Annotated in this window: 11 protein-coding genes; 1 reads left to right on the top strand and 10 read right to left on the bottom strand. The window is 61.4% G+C overall.

The window, feature by feature from the left end:
• Positions 1–37: 37 nt before the first annotated feature.
• From B6S08_RS11685 to cuyA, 8 genes are all read right to left on the bottom strand, one after another.
• Positions 38–1,300, bottom strand: a complete 1,263-nt coding sequence (locus B6S08_RS11685) for a dicarboxylate/amino acid:cation symporter (RefSeq protein WP_094200987.1) — start codon at positions 1,298–1,300, stop codon at positions 38–40.
• A gap of 310 nt (positions 1,301–1,610) precedes the next feature.
• On the bottom strand, positions 1,611–2,312 hold the full coding sequence (gene cuyB, locus B6S08_RS11680; RefSeq protein ID WP_094200986.1) for a cysteate racemase: 702 nt from the start codon (positions 2,310–2,312) through the stop codon (positions 1,611–1,613).
• Positions 2,313–2,344: 32 nt separating this feature from the next.
• Complete coding sequence (locus B6S08_RS11675) at positions 2,345–3,625, bottom strand: TRAP transporter large permease (protein ID WP_094200985.1); 1,281 nt, start codon at positions 3,623–3,625, stop codon at positions 2,345–2,347.
• Between the two features lie 25 nt (positions 3,626–3,650).
• Positions 3,651–4,238, bottom strand: coding sequence for a TRAP transporter small permease (locus B6S08_RS11670; RefSeq protein ID WP_094200984.1), 588 nt, complete (start codon positions 4,236–4,238; stop codon positions 3,651–3,653).
• 104 nt (positions 4,239–4,342) lie between these two features.
• Positions 4,343–5,332, bottom strand: a complete 990-nt coding sequence (locus tag B6S08_RS11665) for a TRAP transporter substrate-binding protein (RefSeq protein ID WP_094201080.1) — start codon at positions 5,330–5,332, stop codon at positions 4,343–4,345.
• Positions 5,333–5,395: 63 nt separating this feature from the next.
• Positions 5,396–6,616: a DegT/DnrJ/EryC1/StrS family aminotransferase gene (locus tag B6S08_RS11660; protein WP_094200983.1), complete on the bottom strand. Its 1,221-nt coding sequence runs from the start codon at positions 6,614–6,616 to the stop codon at positions 5,396–5,398.
• Positions 6,617–6,657: 41 nt separating this feature from the next.
• A complete protein-coding gene (gene hisD, locus B6S08_RS11655) occupies positions 6,658–7,971 on the bottom strand; it encodes a histidinol dehydrogenase (RefSeq protein ID WP_094200982.1) in 1,314 nt (437 codons plus the stop codon).
• An 87-nt stretch (positions 7,972–8,058) separates the two neighbouring features.
• Positions 8,059–9,069 carry a D-cysteate sulfo-lyase gene (cuyA, locus tag B6S08_RS11650; protein ID WP_094200981.1) on the bottom strand — a complete coding sequence of 337 codons (1,011 nt, stop codon included), beginning with the start codon at positions 9,067–9,069 and terminating at the stop codon, positions 8,059–8,061.
• Positions 9,070–9,222: 153 nt separating this feature from the next.
• On the opposite strand from cuyA, the gene B6S08_RS11645 reads away from it, so the two are divergent.
• A complete protein-coding gene (locus B6S08_RS11645; RefSeq protein WP_094200980.1) occupies positions 9,223–10,161 on the top strand; it encodes a LysR family transcriptional regulator in 939 nt (312 codons plus the stop codon).
• A gap of 3 nt (positions 10,162–10,164) precedes the next feature.
• Here the strand turns inward: B6S08_RS11645 and B6S08_RS11640 are convergent, their stop codons facing one another.
• Positions 10,165–12,204, bottom strand: coding sequence for an AsmA family protein (locus B6S08_RS11640; RefSeq protein WP_094200979.1), 2,040 nt, complete (start codon positions 12,202–12,204; stop codon positions 10,165–10,167).
• An 85-nt stretch (positions 12,205–12,289) separates the two neighbouring features.
• Complete coding sequence (gene recG, locus B6S08_RS11635) at positions 12,290–14,362, bottom strand: ATP-dependent DNA helicase RecG (protein WP_094200978.1); 2,073 nt, start codon at positions 14,360–14,362, stop codon at positions 12,290–12,292.
• Positions 14,363–14,475 lie beyond the last annotated feature (113 nt).

The following is a 14,475-nucleotide window of genomic DNA, read 5'->3' as shown; positions in this document are numbered from 1 at the left end:
GCGAGCGGCCTGTGTCCCGGCGCGAGCAGGTCATTGATTACACCGCCTTTCGGTAGTAGATATCCCGGTCCAGCTCGCCCTCGCTGTGGGCAATCAGTACCGATACCGCGGCATCCCCGGTCACATTGATGGTGGTGCGCGCCATGTCCAGAATGCGGTCGATACCGGCAACCAGGGCAATCCCTTCCAGTGGCAGGCCGACCGAGGTCAGCACCAGTGACAGCACGATCAGGCCACCACCGGGTACGGATGCGGTGCCAATAGAGGCTAGTATGGCGGTCAGCAATATCATACCGTACTCGGCCATGCCCAGATCAATGCCATAGGCCTGGGCGATAAAGACCGCGGTCAGGGCCTGATAGAGGGCGGTACCGTCCAGGTTGATGGTGGTGCCTACCGGCAGTACGAAGCTGGACACATCCTTTGAAACCCCCAGGTTTTCCCGGGCACAGGCCATGGTCACCGGCAGGGTGCCGGCGGCGGTGGTGGTGCTGAAGGCCACCAGCTGGGCTTCAAAGATGCCCTTGAAGAACGGAACCGGGTTAAGACGGGCAAGCAGTGCCAGTCCGCCTCCCAGGGTCACCAGGGCATGAAGCAAGCAGCCAAGGTAGACCCCCAGAATGACCTTGCCCAGGGGCAGCAGCACGTCCAGGCCGTACTGTCCGGTGGTGGTGGCAATCAGCGCAAATACCCCATAGGGCGCAAAGGCGATCACCAGATCGGTCAGCTTGTACATGACGTCGGCAAAGGCGTCGAATACCTTTCTTACCGGATCCGCCTTTTCACCCGCCAGGTTGATGGCGATGCCGAGGAAAATCGCAAACAAGATGATCTGCAATACGTTGCCCGTGGCAAAGGCGGCAAAGGGGTTGCTGGGAATAATGCCCAGCAGGGTGTCGACGATGCTCGGTGCCGCCTTGGCCTCCATGCCCGCGGCTCCGCCCAGATCCATGCCAACACCGGGTTTCAGCCACACCGCCAGGATCAGGCCGATGGGAATGGCAATGGCGGTGGTCACGATATAGGTGGCAAAGGTCTTGATGCCGATGCGGCCCATGCGGGTGACATCCCGAATGGCGGTAACGCCACATACCAGGGAAACAAAAATCAGCGGCACCACCAGCATTTTGATGGCGGCGATAAAGGCCTTGCCGACGGGGTGCAGCACTGCGGCGTGTTCCCCCAGCACAAAGCCGGTTGCCGCGCCCAGCAGCAGGCCAATTAATACCTTCTGCCAAATTTGCAGCCGTTTCCATTTGCCGACATGACGAGCATGTGGCTGGGCCGTTGCCGTATTCATGATTGAACTCCTTTTCAATGATTGTTCAGCGCAAGCATACCGAGACGGCTCGAATATGCCTGTCGTTCGGGTGAATTCGGGTAATATCCTGTACCAGTTCTAGCAACTTCTTTGCCAGGTTTAAGATCGGTCCCAAGGAGCGATGAAATGTATTTAACCTCCTGTTTTATAATGAAGTTTTTGTGTTGGGTTCGTTATTGGTGACCCAGGGCATACCCGGATGGTGACGAGCCGACACTAAGCTTGGTTTCAAAGAGGGCCGCTGCACCGGATGTGTGCCGCGCCCCGGTGCAACGACGGGGTGTGGAGTTTACCCCTTTACGCTTTGTACTATGTGCTCGGCGAGCAGCTGGGATGCATCGTATACCGGCAGATCGGAGACCAGTTTGCCGGCGATCACCGACAGCTCGGTACAGGCCAGGATCAGGCACTCCGCCCCCCTTGCCTTCAGCGCCAGGGCGGCCTCGTTATAGCGGGCCAGGGAGTCGAAGTCATGGCTTTTGGCCTTTACTTCCCGAATCAGGGTCATCACGTCCTGCTGTTGCCCCGCTTCGGGAAACAACACCCGTACGCCCTTTTGTGCAAATTTGTCGTGGTAAAGCCGTGTCATTTCCACCGCGGTAGACGCCAGCAAGCCCACCTTCTTGATGGCGGGATGGCGTTCCAGCACGTGGCGCACCGTCACATCCAGCATGTTGACCACCGGAATGCGCACCGCCTCGGCCACTTCGGCGTGGTACATGTGCGCGGTATTGCAGGGGATCACCAGAAAATCCACACCGGCTCGCTCCAGCCCCCTGGCCATGTCCGCCATAAAGGGGCCCGGGCTTTCGCCGGTGCCCTCAATCAGCGCCTTGATACGGGACGGCACCTTGGGGTTGTTGTCGACCAGCAGATGAATATGATCGGCATCGTCCCCGGCGGGGGTCAGTTCAATGACCCGCCGCATCAGATCCACGGTGGCTTCCGGGCCCATGCCGCCAATCACGCCGACAGACTTTTCTTTTTCCATGTATTTCAATCCATTAAAAATAGGGTCAGGGGTTAATAGCCGAACAGGTTGGGCAGCCACAGGGTCAGATCGGGGAAGAAGGCGAGCAGCAGCACCACCAGAATTTCCACCAGGACAAAGGGCAGCGCCTTGACCGAAATCTCCTCGATGGAGACCTTGGCAATGCTGGAGCCGATAAACATGTTTTCGCCCAGGGGCGGGGTGGAAAAGCCGATTTCACAGCAGCACACCAGCACCACGCCGAAGTGAATGGGATCCACGCCCAGGCTGACCATGACCGGCAGCAGGACCGGCGTTACGATCATGATGGTGGCCAGGGTCTCCAGGAACATGCCGATAAAGATCAAAAAGGCGATGACGATAAGCCAGATCAGCGGCAGGCTGCCGGTCAGATCCAGCAGGGACTCGGCAATCATGCCCGGAATGTCGTTCTCCACCAGAATGCGGCCAAAGGCGGTGGCGGTGAACATGATGATCAGCACACGTCCGGTCAGCCAGGTGGTGGAGTTCAGCGATTCCTTGAAGCCATCCAGCTTCAGTTCCTTGTGAATGAAAATGCCCACAAACAGGGTGTAGAACACCGACACCACGGCCGCCTCGGTGGGGGTGAACAGGCCGGAATAGATGCCGCCGAGGATCACCACGGGCGCCATAATGGCCCAGATGCCTTCACGGCAGGCCTTTTTCAGTTCACCGGGCTGGCGCTCGGGGCTGCCGGTGTAGCCTTTCTTTTTGCTGATGGCGTAGTTGGCGATCATCAGGCCACCGGCCAGCATGATGCCCGGGAATATGCCGGCCAGAAACAGCTTGGTGATGGACTCACTGGCGGTGACGCCGTAGATCACCATGGGAATGGAAGGCGGAATCACCACGCCCAGGCCGCCGGATGAGGCGGTCAGGGCGGCGGAGTAGCTGCGGCCGTAGCCCCGGTCCACCATGGCGGGAATCATCAGCATGCCCACGGCGGCGGTGGTGGCCGGGCCGGAGCCGGAGATGGCGCCAAAGAACATGCTGGCCAGAATGGCGGAAAAGCCCAGGCCGCCGGCCATGGGACCGGCCATCAGCTCGGCAATATGTACCAGCCGGCGGGAAATGCCGGCGCTCTGCATCAGCGCGCCCGACAGAATAAAGGCGGGCAGGGCCATGATCGGAAAGGAGTCCACGGCATTCCAGGCGGTCTGCACCAGGGACACGAAGTCATCACCTGCCGCCAGGTAGACACTCAGGGCCGATGCCCCCAGTGCCACCACTATCGGTGCCCCGATAAGCAGCAGTAAGAAAAACATGCCAAACAGGATAATGGGAGCTGTCATTGTTTAATCCTCGCACGCTGGCCCGTCAGGCCAGGGTCTTGCTGCCTTTATGGGCCTGTTCCGGGTGAGGGCCGGATGTGCCGTTGTTGTTTGGGGCCGGGGTGGGGTCCTGCTCCAGTTTGGGTTCATCCACATCGTCAAAGGTGACCCCGGTCAGCTTCAGGTAGTTGACCTGAATGATGCGCAGCGAAGTCAGGGTGAATGAGACGGGAAAGATCAGATACAGGTAGGCCATGGACCAGTCGAGTGCCGGCGAGTAGAAGGTAAACTCCATCATCGACTCGATAACCTCAATGCTCTTGATGGTCATCAGGGTGTTGAAGGCGATCCAGAACAGGTCACCGACAAGCTCAACGCCCTTGCGCATTCCCGAAGGCATCATTCTCAGGTGAAAGGTGACCCGGTTATGGGCCGACAATCGGGCGGCATAGGACGCCCCCAGAAACACGAACCAGACAAAGGAAAAGCGTGCCAGCTCTTCACTCCAGGGAATTCCGTAGTTGAAGGCCACCCGCAGAATCACCTGTACAAACAGCAGCACCACAAACAGGCAGAGCAGAAGCTGACAAAGATAATTTTCCAGCTTGTCCAACTGCAGCATCAGCTTACGCATAGCAAGGCTCCGGCAAAGAGGGCGGTGTGAAGGCTTGGCCTGCCGCCCTGTGGAATAGTGGCGGGTCCGCATGCGAACCCGCTCGCTTACATCGGGCAGCAGGGTTACTTGAGCTGCTCCAGCACGGCGTCAAACTTTTCCTTGCCGCCAATGGTGTCGTAGAACTCGGGCCATACCTTGGTCTTGGCCAGTTCAATCCACTGGGCTTCGTCTTCCAGGCTGGCCACTTCCACCCCGTTGTCGATCATGTGCTGCTTGGCCTTTTCCGCCTCGGAAATCTGAAAGATCAGGCCATGCTGCTGAGCCTCAAGGCCGGCGCGGGTCAGAATGTTCTTGTCTTCGTCGCTCAGCTTGTCAAAGGTGCGCTTGCCGATCACCAGGGGCTGCAGTGAGTACTGATGGTGCACCTCGGTCACGTAGTCCTGCACCTCGTAGAACTTCATGGTGTTGTTGACGATATAGGGGTTGTCCTGACCGTCGACGACCTGTTGTTGCAGGGCGGTAAAGGTTTCGGTCCAGGCCATGGCGATGGGGTTGGCGCCCCAGGCCTTCCAGGTGGCCAGCATGATGGGGTTTTGCGGCACGCGAATCTTTAGCCCCTGCAGATCTTCCAAGTTCTTGACCGGTCGTTTGGAGTTGGTCAGGTGACGGAAGTTGGAGTAGGTCCAGCCCAGGATATTGACCCCTACCTGCTTCTGGGCGAGCTGGTTCCAGTGATCGCCCAGCTGTCCTGTGGTGATCTTGACCGCGTCCGAGCTGCTGGTAATGACATAGGGCATGGTCAGCATGCCCAGTTCCTTGGAGAAGGGGGTAACGTTGCCGATGCCGATCAGGGCCATGTCGAGGGAGCCGAGGCGAGCGTTCTGCACCATCTCGGTTTCCGAACCGATGGCGCCATTGGGGTAGAGGGTGACCTTGATGTCACCGTCGGAGTAATACTCGACCAGGTCCTTGAAGCGGCTGGCGTAGGCGCCCTGATCCGAGTCGATGGGGTCACCCATGCCCAGGCGCATGGTTTTGGCGTTGGCCAGCATGGGCATGGCGGTGGCCGCACAGGCCAGGGAAAGGGTCAGGTATTTGGCGACTTTTTTCATGGAGAACATATTCATTACCTCACTGTATTTTTTGGGGGTGACTTCCATGCATCAGGAACGTGTTCAGGGCCGTTGTGCGCCGGTGTCGTCAGGCGCAAAGAGCGTTTCGCAGACCTCGGCGATAATCTGCACAATCAGCCGGCAATCGGCCTCGTCAAAGGTCAGGGGCAGGCGCATGTCGCACATGGTCGACAACACTTGCTCGGTTTGCGGCAGCGAGGGCGGCTCGCCCAGGTAGCGCCAGCTGTCGAAGCGGCTGGTATAGCCCTTGGGATCGGCGTCACCAAACCATTTCAGCGGCACACCGCGTGCGTCACAGCATGCGAGGAAATGGCGAATGGTGGCCTCACTCTGGCCGGGCAGGGAAAACTGAATCGAGCTGCCGACAAAATATTCCGCCGCCGGGCGCTTTGGCAGGCGAAGGCCGCAAACCTGCTTAAGGCCTGCTTCCGTGACCCGGTACAGGTCATTCCAGCGCCGACACTGTTCATCCAGCGCCGCCAGCTGCGGGCGTAATATGGCGGCGCGCAGGTTGTCCATGCGGCCGCTGTAGTTGGGGGTTTCAAAGCGAATGTGCTCAAAGGCTTCCCGGGGCGGTGCCGCCGGGTGGCGTTCATAGAGCATGTAGGAACCGGAGTGGATGATGGCGCGGGCCATGATCTCGTCGTCGTCCGTGGTCAGAAAGCCGCCTTCGCCGGAGTTCATGTGCTTGTAGGTCTGGGTGCTGAAACAGGCGACCCGACCAAAGGTGCCGCTCTTTTTGCCCTTCCAGCTGGCGCCCATGGTGTGGGCACAGTCTTCGATCACCAGAATGTCGTGGCGATTGCAGATAGCCATCAGCCGTTCCATGTCGACCAGGTGGCCGCGCATATGGGACAGCAGCAGATAACGGGCGTCGGCGGTGGCGGCCTTGAGCTCAAGGTCGTCCAGGTCGATGGTGAAATCATCGTTGGTTTCCACGAACACCGGCACACCGCCGGCGTTGTGAATGGCACCCGGTACCGGCGCCAGGGTAAAGGCGTTGCACAGCACCCGGTCGCCCGGCTGCAGGCCGGCGGCGCGCATGGCCACGTGCAGGGCATAACCGCCCGAGGCGCAGGCCAGGCAGTAACGGCTGCCCTGATAGTCGGCGAATTCCTGCTCCAGCAACTCGGTCTCCGTCGGCTCGCCGGCGGCGGAGTTGTAGCGATGCAGGCGGCCGCTGCGCATGACCGCGATGGCCTGCTCGATTCCCGCGTCGGGAATGGGCTCCTGCTGGGTGAAGGATTTATTGAAGGTGATCATAACTTCTCCCGGGGCAGGCGGGGTACGCCTGCCCGTCTGACTCAGCAATAACGCTTCTGATCGTAAACGTGGAAGTCCCACTCGGTATCGGGGAAGTACTTGCGCAGGCGCCAGTCGCAGGCGCGGGCGTGGCCTTCCATGCCTTCGGTGCGGGAGATGCGGGAGCCGGCGGCGCTGAACACCAGGTTGGCTTCTTCGCTCAGCTCCTGGTAGGTCAACACCTTCATGAACTTCTGCACATTCAGGCCGCCGCTGTAACGGGCCGCCTTCTTGGTGGGCAGAATGTGGTTGGTGCCGGAGCACTTGTCACCGTGAGATACCGTGCTGCCTTCGCCCAGGAACAGGGAGCCGTAGTTGTTGAGGTTGGCCTTCCACCACTCCAGATCGTCCGCCAGCACCTGCAGGTGCTCACAGGCCCATTCGTCGCTGATGCGGGCCACTTCTTCCCGGCTGTCACCGAGCATGACCACGCCGTGATCGCGCCAGGCCGCCTCGCACACATCGGCATTGGGCATGTCGGCAATCACGTGGGGCATGATCTCCAGCACCTTTTCGCCCAGCTCGCGACTGTCGGTAAACAGCCATACCGGCGAGTTGGGGCCATGCTCGGCCTGGGATACCAGATCCACGGCAATGGTCATGGGATCGGCATTGCCGTCGGCGATGATGGCCGACTCGGTCGGACCGGCAAACACGTCGATGCCCACTTCACCAAACAGCATGCGCTTGGCTTCGGCCACGTAGGCATTGCCCGGACCCACCAGAATGTCGGCGGGCTTGTCGGTAAACAGGCCGTAGGCCATGGTGGCGATGGCGTGCACGCCGCCCATTTCCAGGATCACGTCGGCACCGGCCACGTGCATGGCATAGGCGACCGCCGGGTTGATGCTGTCGCCTCGGGGCGGTGAACAGGCCACGATAAAGGGCACCCCGGCGGCCTTGGCGGTGGCCACGCTCATCAGCGCCGAAGCGGCATGAGCATAGCGGCCACCCGGCACATAACAGCCGGCACACTGCACCGGCAGTATTTGCTGCCCCAGACGGACGCCTTCTTCGGTTTCGATTTCAAAGGAGGTCAGGCTGTCGCGCTGGGCCTCGGCAAAGCGCTTGATCTGGCGATGGGCAAAGTCGATATCTGCTTTGACCTGGGGGGGAACCTGTTCGATCAGGGCTATCTTTTTCTGCTCGGACAGAACGAAGTCACCCTGCCAGTTATCAAACTGTCTGGCGTATTCACGCACGGCGGTCTCACCGTTGCGCTTTATATTGGCCAGCATGTCCTTGACCACCGCCTGAATGCGTTCATCTTCCTGCGCGACTTCGTTTTCCGCCGCCGCTCTTTTGAGATATTCCATGGTATTTCACCTGTAAACTGAGACGCGCCAACTGGCTGATAACAAATTCCGTTGGGGTGAGCGGCCGCGCCGGGCCGCCCGGTTCAATCAGTAGTACTTGGGAAAATCAAAGGCGTCCCGGTAGCCGAACAGCGCCTGGGCGCCGCCGGTGTGCAGGAACACCACGTTTTCGCCTTTCTTGAAGTGGCCCTTGCGGATCAGGTCGATCAGGCCGGCGGCACCCTTACCGGAATACACCGGGTCCAGCAGAATGCCTTCGTGGCGGGCAAACAACTGAATGGCTTCCAGGGTGCTGGGGGCGGGAATGCCGTAGCCTTCGCCCACGTAGTCGCAGTTGGCGACCACGTCTTCACGCTTGACGGCACCGGGAATGCCCAGCTTCTCGGCGGTGCGCTCGGCCAGACGGAACACATTGGCCTCTTGCTGCTCGCGGGCTACCCGCACGCCGATGCCCAGCACCGGAATGCCGCTGTTGCTGCCGGACAGGCCGGTCACCAGGCCGGCCTGGGTACCGGCAGAGCCGGTGGCGTGCACCAGGTGATCGATGCGCAGGCCGGCATCATTGGCCTGGCCCAGCAGTTCCAGGGCACAGTTCACATAACCCAGGGCGCCAATCTCGTTGGAGCCACCACCGGGCACGATATAGGGCTTTTTACCGGCGGCCTTCAGCTCGGCGGCCAGTTCCGCCATGGCGGCGTTCATGTCGGTACCACCAGGGTATTTACGCAGCAGGCCACCAAACAGCTGATCCAGCATGACGTTGCCGTTGTAGTTGTAATCGGCGTCTTCGGCACCGGTACGATCTTCCAGCAGAATGTGGCATTCCAGGCCCAGCTTGGTGGCGATGGCCACGGTCTGGCGGGCGTGGTTGGACTGGGTGGCACCCTGAGTGATGATGGTGTCGGCACCCTGCTCGAGGGCATCGGCCATCAGAAATTCCAGCTTGCGGGTCTTGTTGCCACCGCCGGCGAGGCCGGTACAATCATCACGTTTGATCCACAGGTTCGGACCATCCAGCAGTTTGGTCAGTTGATGCATCGGCTCCAGCGGCGTGGCCAGATGAGCAAAGTGCAGACGGGGATAACGAGCTAGATGCATTTTTACATTCCTCTTCGTTTTGAACATGCGCAATACAATTGATTAACAACCGCATGGTGGAATAATCGCCGCTGCACGACCAATGCCTTCTAGGCTCTGCCCGCGATTACTTTTGGGCATAGGGACACAAGAGAACTGTAAGGATCTGTTTTAATGGAATTAAAATGGCTAAAGGATTTTGTGGCGCTGAATGAACACGGCAGTTTTTCCAAGGCCGCCGAAGCCCGTTTTGTGACCCAGCCCGCATTCAGCCGGCGTATTCGCTCACTGGAAAACTGGCTGGGGGTGGCACTGGTGGACAGGGAAAAGCACCCCACCACCCTGACCAGTAGCGGGCTGTCGTTTGTGGAAGAGGCCAAGCGCATGATTCACGACACCTACCGAGTGCGCAAGCGGCTGCAGGGACAGGAAACGCAGAAAAGCCTGGTGTTTTTTGCTCAGCACTCGCCGGCGGTGTCCTTTTTCCCGCACTGGATTCGTACCCTGGAGCCGCTGGTGGGCAATACCCTGGTCAAGCTCAGCACCGGCAACCTGCACGATCTCACCGAATCCTTTATGGCCGGCATGGGGGACTTTCTGCTCAGCTTCTCCTCGGCCGGCGATCTGGGGCAGCTGTCCCGCAATGACACCACCTGTATGCAGGTCGGGACGGATCGCCTGGTGCCGGTGTCTGCGCTGACGCCGGAAGGCACTCCGCTCTTTTCGGCCAACGGCAAAACCCCGCTCAAATTGCTGGCCTATCCGGACGATTCCTATCTGGGGGGCCTGGTAAAGGAGTGCTGCCTGAGCAAGCTGCCGCCGGATTTTCAGTATGCCATCGTGTGTGAAAATGCCCTGGCGGAAGGGCTGAAGGCCATGGCATTGCAGGGGTATGGGGTGGCCTGGTTGCCATCGGGGTTGATCCAGAATGAGCTGGCCCAGGGCCAGCTCACCGTGCTGAACGACGGCTTCAACACCGTGGATTTGAAAATCCTGCTGTATCGCTTTCGGCATACGGTCAAACCCGAGGTCGATATGTTCTGGCAGTATTTGCTGGAGCTCTACAACCTGAGTTACACCGAGCAGTATACGGTTGTGCGGTCCGTGTCCTGAGGGTTATTCCCGTGATTCCACCGGCAGTGCCCGTACCGCCTCGATCAGGCTGCCGGGCAGGCCGGCGGCGGGGTAGGGCACCGGTCCCGAATACCAGGGGCGGCAGGGGGTGTCCATTGCCGGCTGGTGCAGCCGCAGCCGGGGTGAGTGCCAGTCGCCACCAAGGGCAATGGCCAGCTCCCGGCACCCGGCGTCGTTAATGGCGCCCAGGTCGAGATTGAACTCGCCGGCGGCGCTCACGTTGCCCCTCAGGGCCAGCAGGTGGCGCACGCTCTGCAGCGCACTGCCATTGAGCTGCCAGCGGCCGTCGGTGACGGGGCCGTGCAGATCCAGCCGGTAGAGGAAACCGTCGTGCTGGGCCAGGTCCAGCGCCGCCAGGGCGCTGTCTACCTGTTTGGGCCGGGCGTAGTCTTCACCCAGGCGGTTGCGCAGCCAGGGATCCAGCCCCAGTTGCTCCACAAACACATCCTCTCCAGCAAGCGCCAGTTCACCTTGCCAGCTGGCGGGATTACCGGGTTCGCCACTGAGGCTGGCGCCGACGTCGAGATCGCCGGCAAAGCCCCGGTCGGCCTGCAGCCAGTTGCTGAGGTGACGCAGCTGCCAGTCTTTACCGGCAAGCGTAACCTGAGTGCGGTGAGGCGGATAGAGCCCCAGGCTGCCGTTGAGGGTGATGTTGCCGTCCAGCCAGTCGCCGCTGAGCTGGTCGAGCAGCCACTGTTCGTCGGTGAGGCGGGCACTGAAGTGGGCAGCGTGCGCGATCAGGCTGTTCCAGGCCAGTTCGCCCACGCGGCCTTCCAGCCGGGCCTGCTGGCTGAGCGGACGCCACAGTCCTGCCGACCAGGCCAGATCGGTGACAAACAGCTCCCCATCAAACAGCGACAGCGGCAGTTCATCGTCCAGCGACAGCAACTCGGTGCGGCTCAGGTTGAGCTTGTGAATACGCACGTCGGGCAGGGGCCAGGCCATGTCCGGCTGCCATACCAGCTTGTTGCCGGCCAGTTGCAGTTCGTCGATATCCAGCCGGCCCTGTTTCGGGTACCAGCCCAGCTCGGCCTCAATGCTGCCCTCCCAGGCCCGGCCGCTCAGGGTGACGCCCTGGCGGTCGGCGTCACCCAACCAATACAGCCGGTGGTTGTCCAGGCGCAGCCAGTCGAGGGTAGCTTCATCCGCCTGCCAGTCGCCCCGGCCTTCGGGCAGGCCCCGGCCGCTCCACTCCAGATCCCGCAGCTCGCCGCGCATGCCGTTAACGGTGAGCGAAGCCGTGGTCAGGCTGACGTCGTCGAGCCGGGCCCGGCTCAGCAGCAGGCGCCAGCCCTCGGGCAGAGTGAGGGCGTCATGCAGTTGCAGTTTGACCTGGCTGAATTGCGGGCGTTCCAGGCGCAGCTCGCGCTCGGCGGGATCCAGAATCAGACTGCCGCTGACCAGGCCACCGGCCAGCCGGCCGCGCACATCGTCCAGCTCCAGCCGACCCTGGCGCAAATGACCGCTGATATCCAGTCGCGACAGCTCTAGGGCCGAATGAGACAGCTGGCGTACGCGAGCGCTCAGGCCGGCGTCGGCCCACCATTGCCACTGGCCTTGCCGCCGGGGCTGCCAGTCGTTGATATGAAGCTCGATGCCGCCGGCCTCCCAGTCCTGGCCGGTCAGGGCGAGGTTGCGGGTATTGAGCTCGGCAATATGAATATCGGCCAGGTTGGCGGGTAGGGCAGGAGCCTGGGCCTGGAGCAGGTTGATCCTGCCGTCGATGATATCGAGAATGGCCACCTCGGTACGCCCCGCCAGGGGGGCCAGCTGCGCCAGCTCGAGATAGATTTGCCGGGCGCTGAACCAGTCACCCAGGCGTACGTCTTCCGCCAGCAGCTTGTAGGGGGAGAGAGGGTTGAACTCCAGCCTGCCCACGCTGAGTCCCAGCTCGGTATTTTCATTCAGCCAGGTCAGTACCGGTTTTTTCAGCCGGTTCACGTCCAGCAAATTCAGCAGCAACCAGCCGCCGAGCAACAGCACCAGCAGCCCCGTCAAACCTCTTCTGGCCAGTTTTTTCATGAATTTAACCCTTTAAAATCCGCTGTTTGTATCATACATAGGCAGGACTTCGCCGGAAACCGGTGAGGAGGAGGTGTGAGGAGAATTACACCTTGCCGTAGTGATCCCGGGTACCGAGCCAGCGGCGGATCAGCGGGTCGACACAGTCGGGGTAGCGGTCGGCGAGATAGCGGGCCAGCCGCTGCACTTCCGGCAACAGGGCCTGATCCCGCACCAGATCGGCGATTTTCAGATCCGCCAGGCCGGTCTGGCGGGTGCCCAGCAGCTCGCCCGGGCCACGAATTTCCAGATCCTTCTGGGCGATGATAAAGCCGTCGTTGGTGTCGCGCAGCACCCCCAGCCGCTGGGTGGCGGTTTTCGACAGGGGGGCGTGATAGAGCAGCACGCAGTGAGAAGCGGTGGCACCCCGGCCCACCCGGCCGCGCAGCTGGTGCAACTGGGCCAGGCCCAGGCGTTCGGGGTTTTCGATGATCATCAGCGAGGCGTTGGGTACATCCACCCCCACCTCAATCACGGTGGTGGCCACCAGCAGGTCCAGCCTGCCGTCCTTGAAGTCGGCCATTACCGCCTGCTTTTCCGTCGCCTTCATGCGGCCGTGCACCAGCCCCACCTTAAGCTCTTTCAGCCGTTCTGAAAGGGCGGCGGCGGTGTCTTCCGCCGCCTGGCACTCCAGCACGTCCGACTCGTCAATCAGGGTGCACACCCAGTAGGCCTGGCGGCCCTCTTCACGGCACACTTGCCGCACCCGCTCGATCACTTCGTCGCGCCGAGTATCGGGAATGGCGACCGTGGTGACCGGGGTGCGCCCCGGGGGCAGTTCGTCGATGACCGAGGTGTCGAGATCGGCATAGGCGGTCATGGCCAGGGTGCGGGGAATGGGGGTGGCGGTCATGATCAGCTGGTGCGGATAGTACTCACCCTGGCTGCCTTTTTCCCGCAGGGCCAGGCGCTGGTGCACGCCAAAGCGGTGCTGTTCGTCGATGATCACCAGCTCCAGGGCATTGAACTGCACCTGCTCCTGAAACAGCGCGTGGGTACCCACTATCATCGCCAGTTCGCCACTGGCCAGCCGCTCCAGCTGTTCGGTGCGGGCCTTGCCCTTGACCTTGCCCGCCAGCCAGCCCACGTTAATGCCCAACGGCTCCAGCCAGGCGGCAAAGTTGGCGGCGTGCTGCTCCGCCAGCAGCTCGGTGGGGGCCATCAGCGCCACCTGGCCCTGATTTCCGATCACCTGCAGGGCCGCTAGCGCCGCCACCAGGGTTTTGCCCGAGCCCACGTCGCCCTGCACCAGCCGCATCATGGGCACGTGTTTGTGCAGGTCGGCGCCGATTTCCGCCACTACCCGCTGCTGGGCACCGGTGGGGGAAAACGGCAGCCGGGCCAGAAAGTCGTGCACCAGGGCTTCGGCGGCAGGCAGGGTCCGGGCCCGGTGGGCCTGACCCTGCTCGCGCACCTGCAGTACCGACAGGTTGTGGGCCAGCAGCTCTTCCATCACCAGTCGCTGCTGGGCCGGATGCTGCCCGTGCTCGAGTTGATCCTGCGCCACGTCCGGAGGCGGCCGGTGCAGCAGGCGCACGGCGTCGTTGAGGGGCATTTGCTGGCGATAAAGGCCGGCGGGCAGCAGCTCGGTCAGCGGCTGTTGCTCAAGCCAAGCAAGGGCCTGATCGGTGAGCTGACGCAGGCTTATCTGGCGCAGCCCTTCCGTGGTGCCGTAAACCGGCGTCAGGCTGGTTTCCACGCTGATCGGGTTGTCGCCCTGCAGCAGGGTGTATTCGGGGTGAATGATCTCCAGGCCGTGATGACCGGGGCGAATTTCCCCAAAGGCGCGCAGCCGGGTGCCGGCGGTGAGGCTGTTTTTCTGGGCGGCGGCGAAGTTGAAAAAGCGCAGAGTGAGGGTGCCGCTGTCGTCCCGCAGCCGGCACAGCAGCATGCGCTTGCGGCCGTAACTGATGTGGCTGTCGACCACCTCGCCCACCACGGACACATGCATGCCCGGCCGCAGCTCGGCTACCGGGCAGATTTGGGTGCGGTCTTCGTAGCGCAACGGCAGGTGAAACAGCAGATCCTGCACCGTTTCCAGCCCCAGCCGGTGCAGTTTTTCCTGCATTTTGTCACCCACGCCCTTGAGCAGGCTGAGGGGCATTTTGTCCAGATTCATGGCGGCCCTGCACTGTAAATATGTACAGAAGAATAGCAACAAGCGCCGAAAGCTGGAAGCGCGAAGCCGAAAGCAGGGTTAGCGCAGTGGCGGCAGTTTCCTTGCCTTCTGCT

Source organism: Oceanimonas doudoroffii, from assembly GCF_002242685.1.
Lineage (GTDB): Bacteria > Pseudomonadota > Gammaproteobacteria > Enterobacterales > Aeromonadaceae > Oceanimonas > Oceanimonas doudoroffii.
This window is presented reverse-complemented; position numbering and strand designations above follow the sequence as displayed.

Excerpts from the sequence above, each read along its gene's own strand:
- B6S08_RS11660 (WP_094200983.1), bottom strand. The coding sequence starts at position 6,616 with ATGATCACCTTCAATAAATCCTTCACCCAGCAGGAGCCCATTCCCGAC.
- B6S08_RS11675 (WP_094200985.1), bottom strand. The coding sequence starts at position 3,625 with ATGACAGCTCCCATTATCCTGTTTGGCATGTTTTTCTTACTGCTGCTT.
- cuyB (WP_094200986.1), bottom strand. The coding sequence starts at position 2,312 with ATGGAAAAAGAAAAGTCTGTCGGCGTGATTGGCGGCATGGGCCCGGAA.
- B6S08_RS11665 (WP_094201080.1), bottom strand. The coding sequence starts at position 5,332 with ATGAAAAAAGTCGCCAAATACCTGACCCTTTCCCTGGCCTGTGCGGCC.
- B6S08_RS11640 (WP_094200979.1), bottom strand. The coding sequence starts at position 12,204 with ATGAAAAAACTGGCCAGAAGAGGTTTGACGGGGCTGCTGGTGCTGTTG.
- recG (WP_094200978.1), bottom strand. The coding sequence starts at position 14,362 with ATGAATCTGGACAAAATGCCCCTCAGCCTGCTCAAGGGCGTGGGTGAC.
- cuyA (WP_094200981.1), bottom strand. The coding sequence starts at position 9,069 with ATGCATCTAGCTCGTTATCCCCGTCTGCACTTTGCTCATCTGGCCACG.
- B6S08_RS11685 (WP_094200987.1), bottom strand. The coding sequence starts at position 1,300 with ATGAATACGGCAACGGCCCAGCCACATGCTCGTCATGTCGGCAAATGG.
- B6S08_RS11670 (WP_094200984.1), bottom strand. The coding sequence starts at position 4,238 with ATGCGTAAGCTGATGCTGCAGTTGGACAAGCTGGAAAATTATCTTTGT.
- hisD (WP_094200982.1), bottom strand. The coding sequence starts at position 7,971 with ATGGAATATCTCAAAAGAGCGGCGGCGGAAAACGAAGTCGCGCAGGAA.
- B6S08_RS11645 (WP_094200980.1), top strand. The coding sequence starts at position 9,223 with ATGGAATTAAAATGGCTAAAGGATTTTGTGGCGCTGAATGAACACGGC.